Here is a 4662-nt window from a genome sequence, read left to right on the forward strand (position 1 = left end):
GAACCCGTGGCCGGGCGAGCCATTTCGCGCGCCGGCCAGCCAGTCAAAGGAGCACAGCCTTGCCAACCGTCCTGATCCTCGGTGCCTCGCGCGGCATCGGCCTTGAATTCGTGCGCCAGTACCGTGCCGACGGCTGGCGCGTCATCGCGGCGGCGCGTACGCCCGAAGGCGTCGGCGCGCTGCAGGCGCTGGGTGCCGAAGCTCACCAAGTCGACCTGTCCGATGCCGGCGCGGTCGCGGGCCTGGGCTGGAAGCTCGACGGCGAAGCCCTCGACGTGGCGATCTACAACGCCGGCGTGCTGGGGCCCCGCACCGAAGGCGCGCAGCCGGTCACGCCGCAGGAATTCGACCAGGTGATGCATGTCAACGTGCTGGGCCCGATGATGGCGCTGCCGCTGCTGCTGCCCTACGTCGAAGCGGGCCAGTCCGGCCACGGCGGGGTGCTGGCGGTGCTGTCTTCGCGCATGGGCAGCATCACCGCGATGGAGCACAGCACCAGCTGGCTGTACCGCGTCAGCAAGGCCGGCGCCAACGCGGCGCTGCGCGCGGTGTCGCTGGATGCGCGCCACGCCACCTGCGTCGCGCTGCACCCGGGCTGGGTCAAGACCGACATGGGTGGCCAGGAAGCCGACCTGACCGTGCAGCAGAGCGTCAAGGGCATGCGCCAGCTGCTGGCCGGCGTCAAGCGGCGCGACAACGGCACCTTTCACAACTACGACGGCACGCCCATCCCCTGGTAAGCGCGCCCGCACACTGATCACCGAACCGACATGCTGCTGACCCCCGAACAGGAAATGATCCGCGACGCCGTGCGCCAGTTCGCGCAGGAAGTGATCGCGCCGCAGGCCGCGCAGTGGGACCGCGACAAGACCTTCCCCAAGGACGTGCACCGCGAGCTGGCGGCGCTGGGTGCCTACGGCGTGGCGGTGCCGGAGGAATACGGCGGCGCCGGCCTGGACTACCTGTCGCTGGCGCTGATCCTGGAAGAGATCGCGGCCGGCGATGGCGGCACCTCCACCGTCATCAGCGTCAACAACTGCCCGGTGTGCAGCATGCTGATGTCGTTCGCCAGCGAGGCGCAGAAGCAGCAATGGCTGGTGCCGCTGGCGCGCGGCGAGATGCTGGGCGCGTTCTGCCTGACCGAGCCGCACGTCGGCTCCGATGCGTCGGCGCTGCGCACCAGCGCGGTACGCGATGGCGACCACTACGTGCTCAACGGCGTCAAGCAGTTCATCACCAGCGGCCAGAACGCCGACGTGGCGATCGTGCTGGCCGTGACCGACAAGGCCGCAGGCAAGCGCGGCATCAGCGCCTTTATCGTGCCGACTTCGACCCCGGGTTACGTGGTCGCGCGGCTGGAGGACAAGCTCGGCCAGCACTCGTCGGACACCGCGCAGATCCTGTTCGAGGACTGCCGCGTGCCGGCGGCCAACCTGCTCGGCGACGAGGGCGGCGGCTACAAGATGGCGCTGTCGGGCCTGGAAGGCGGGCGCATCGGCATCGCCTCGCAGAGCATCGGCATGGCGCGCGCCGCGTTCGAGGCGGCGCTGGCCTATGCCAAGGAGCGCGAGAGCTTCGGCCAGCCGCTGTTCCAGCACCAAGCGGTGCAGTTCCGCCTGGCCGAGATGGCCACCCGCATCGAGGTGGCGCGCCAGATGGTGTGGCACGCCGCCGCGCTGCGCGACGCGGGCCGCCCGTGCCTGAAGGAAGCGGCCATGGCCAAGCTCTTTGCCAGCGAGATGGCCGAGCGGGTGTGCTCGGATGCGATCCAGGTGTTTGGCGGCTACGGCTACGTCAGCGACTTCCCGGTGGAGCGCATCTACCGCGACGTGCGCGTGTGCCAGATCTACGAGGGCACCAGCGATATCCAGAAGATCCTGATCGCGCGCGCGCTGGCCTAGGGCACAGCTATGCGCGTACGATGGGGTGCGTGCCGCGAAGGCGGCGCGCTTCCCTGATCCCAGTACCGGCAACCACAACAAGAAGGGCCCCGACATGACCGCAGCGATCGACTTCTACTTTGATTTCTCTTCGCCCTACGGCTACTTTGCCAGTACCCGCATCGACGACCTGGCACAGAAGTACGGGCGCATCGTCGCCTGGCATCCCATCCTGCTGGGCGTGGTGTTCAAGACCACCGGCGCCTCGCCGCTGCCGCAGCTGCCGCTCAAGGGCGATTATTCGTGGCGCGACTTCGAGCGCACCGCGCGCTTCCACGGCATCGAATACAAGCGCCCCACGCATTTCCCGCTGCCCACCACGCACGCCGCGCGCGCCATGCTGTGGCTGCAGAACCACCACGGCGACGACATCGCCGCGGCCTTTGCCAAGTCGGTGTACCGCGCGCTGTTCGTCGACGACATCAATATCGCCGAGCCGGCCGAGATCATGAAGCTGGCCGAGCCGCTGGGCGTGGACGTGCAGGCGCTGGATGCCGGCGCCACCAGCTACCAGATCAAGGACCAGCTCAAGGCCGAGATCGACGTGGCGATGGCCAAGGGTGTGTTCGGCTCGCCCTTTGTCATCATCGACGGCGAGCCGTTCTGGGGCTTCGACCGCTTCGACCAGATCGAGGCCCACCTGAAGAGCCGCCGCCAGACTGAACTCCGGGCCGTGCCTAGCCTGGACACCAAGGAAAAGAAACCCGCATGACTGCAGCAACCCGTGGCCATTCCGGCCGATTCGATTGCGTGATCTTCGACTGCGACGGCGTGCTCGTCGACAGCGAGCCCATCGTCAACCGCGTGCTCAACCAGATGCTGAACGAGCTTGGCATCGAGATCTCGCTGGAAGACTCCACGCGCCTGTTCCTCGGCCGCGCCGTGCGCGAAGAGCTGGAGATGATCGAGCGCATGCGCGGCGCGCCGCTGCCCGAGAACTGGCTGTCGACCTGGCTCGCGCGCCGCAACGCGGTGCTGGAAGCCGAAGTCGTCGCGGTGGCGCATGTGCGCGAGGCAATTGGCAAGATCGCCGCCACCGGCATGCCGGTGTGCGTGGCGTCGGGTGCGGACCGCATCAAGGTCAAGCTGCAACTGACCAGGACCGGCCTGGTCGAGCTGTTCCAGCAGGATGCGCGCGAGCATATCTTCTCCGCCACCGAAGTGGCGCGCAGCAAGCCCGCGCCCGATGTGTACCTGCTGGCCGCGCGCACCATGGGCGTTGAGCCGGCGCGCTGCGCCGTGGTGGAAGACAGCCCGACCGGCGTGACCGCGGGCGTGGCCGCCGGCATGACGGTGTTCGGCTACGCCGAGCGCAACGATGCCGCGCTGCTGCGCGAGGCCGGTGCGGGCACCATCTTCACCGATATGCGCGACCTGCCGGAGCTGGTGGGATGACGGCGAAAGCGGCAGGCCGCCTGCCCAAGGCCGGACCGGTGCCGTGCCCGTGCGGCAGCGCGGACTATGCCGCCTGCTGCGGCCGCTTCCATCGTGGCGAGGCACTGCCGCCCAATGCCGAGGCGCTGATGCGCTCGCGCTACAGCGCCTATGTGCTGAACGACATGGAATGGCTGCGGCAGACCTGGCATGCATCGACCTGCCCGGCCGACCTGTTGCCGGATACCGCCACACGCTGGCTGGGGCTTACGGTGAAGGCGCATGCGCAGCAGGACGACACGCATGCCGAAGTGGAATTCGTGGCGCGCTACAAGGTAGGCGGGCGCGCCTGGCGGCTGCATGAGCGCAGCCGCTTTGTCTGCGAAGCGCGCGCGCCCGGCGAAGCGCCGCGCTGGCTTTATGTGGATGGGGACATGATCGGGGAGGCACCATGAGCATCGAGAAGCGGAACGAGCCTGAGTACCTGCTGTATTGCTTTGCCCAGTCCGGCAATGCCTACAAGGTGGCGCTGCTGCTGGAAACCGTCGGCGTGCAGCGCGGCCAGCAGCTGTGGCAGCCGCGCTTCGTCGACTTCTTCAATGGCGAGACCCGTACACCGGAATACCGCGCCATCAATGTGATGGGCGAGGTGCCGGTGCTGGAGTTCGGCGGCCAGCGCCTGTCGCAGTCCGGTGCCATCCTGGAAACGCTGGCCACGCGCCTCGATGCCTACGGCCCACGCGACGAGGCCGAGCGCGCCGAGGTGCTGCGCTGGCTGCTGTTCGACAACCACAAGTTCACCTCTTACACCGCCACCTACCGCTTCATGCGCAACTTTGCCAGGTCGCCGGACCCGGCCGTGCTGGAGTTCTTCCGCGCGCGCTGCGAAGGCGCGTGGAACGTGCTCAACGCGCACCTGGCCGGGCGAGCGTTCCTGCTGGGCGAGCGCGCCACCATCGCGGACTTCTCGCTGGCGGGCTACGTCTTCTTCGACGACGAGATCGGCGTGCACTGGCGCAAGGAGTATCCGCATATCCACGCCTGGGCCGAGCGCATCCGTGCGCTGCCGGGCTGGAAGCATCCCTACGACCTGATGCCGGGGCACCCGCTGCCCAGGCACGCAGGCTGAGCCCGGCCACTGGCAGGACGGCAAATCCAATATCAAGCAGGAAGAGACACAGATGCCCACCCTGGAAACCAAACTCAACGCCCGCTCCGAAGCCTTCAAGGCCAACGCCGAGTCGATGCAGGCCCTGGTGGCCGACCTCAAGGCCAGGATCGCGAAGCTGGCCGAAGGCGGCGGCGAAGACGCGCGCAACAAGCACCTGTCGCGCGGCAAGCTGCTGCC

Annotated in this window: 6 protein-coding genes and 1 pseudogene; all 7 read left to right on the forward strand. The window is 68.1% G+C overall.

The window, feature by feature from the left end:
- Window positions 1–59 precede the first annotated feature (59 nt).
- Window positions 60–740: an SDR family oxidoreductase gene (locus tag CF68_RS15875; protein WP_035820382.1), complete on the forward strand. Its 681-nt coding sequence runs from the start codon at window positions 60–62 to the stop codon at window positions 738–740.
- A gap of 30 nt (window positions 741–770) precedes the next feature.
- Complete coding sequence (locus tag CF68_RS15880; protein ID WP_035820385.1) at window positions 771–1901, forward strand: acyl-CoA dehydrogenase family protein; 1131 nt, start codon at window positions 771–773, stop codon at window positions 1899–1901.
- Between the two features lie 94 nt (window positions 1902–1995).
- A complete protein-coding gene (locus CF68_RS15885) occupies window positions 1996–2652 on the forward strand; it encodes a 2-hydroxychromene-2-carboxylate isomerase (protein ID WP_035820392.1) in 657 nt (218 codons plus the stop codon).
- On the forward strand, window positions 2649–3335 hold the full coding sequence (locus tag CF68_RS15890; protein ID WP_035820387.1) for an HAD family phosphatase: 687 nt from the start codon (window positions 2649–2651) through the stop codon (window positions 3333–3335). Before CF68_RS15885 ends, CF68_RS15890 begins: the two co-directional genes overlap by 4 nt.
- The gene (locus tag CF68_RS15895) at window positions 3332–3769 is read left to right on the forward strand and encodes a YchJ family protein (protein WP_035820388.1); all 438 of its coding nucleotides are present in this window, start codon (window positions 3332–3334) and stop codon (window positions 3767–3769) included. The genes CF68_RS15890 and CF68_RS15895 overlap by 4 nt, the downstream gene beginning before the upstream one ends.
- A complete protein-coding gene (locus tag CF68_RS15900) occupies window positions 3766–4443 on the forward strand; it encodes a glutathione S-transferase family protein (RefSeq protein ID WP_035820390.1) in 678 nt (225 codons plus the stop codon). Before CF68_RS15895 ends, CF68_RS15900 begins: the two co-directional genes overlap by 4 nt.
- Before the next feature lie 52 nt (window positions 4444–4495).
- A pseudogene (locus CF68_RS37075) lies at window positions 4496–4662 on the forward strand (methylcrotonoyl-CoA carboxylase); the annotation flags it as partial.

Origin of the sequence: Cupriavidus sp. SK-4, assembly GCF_000611125.1 — a bacterium.
GTDB lineage: Bacteria > Pseudomonadota > Gammaproteobacteria > Burkholderiales > Burkholderiaceae > Cupriavidus > Cupriavidus necator.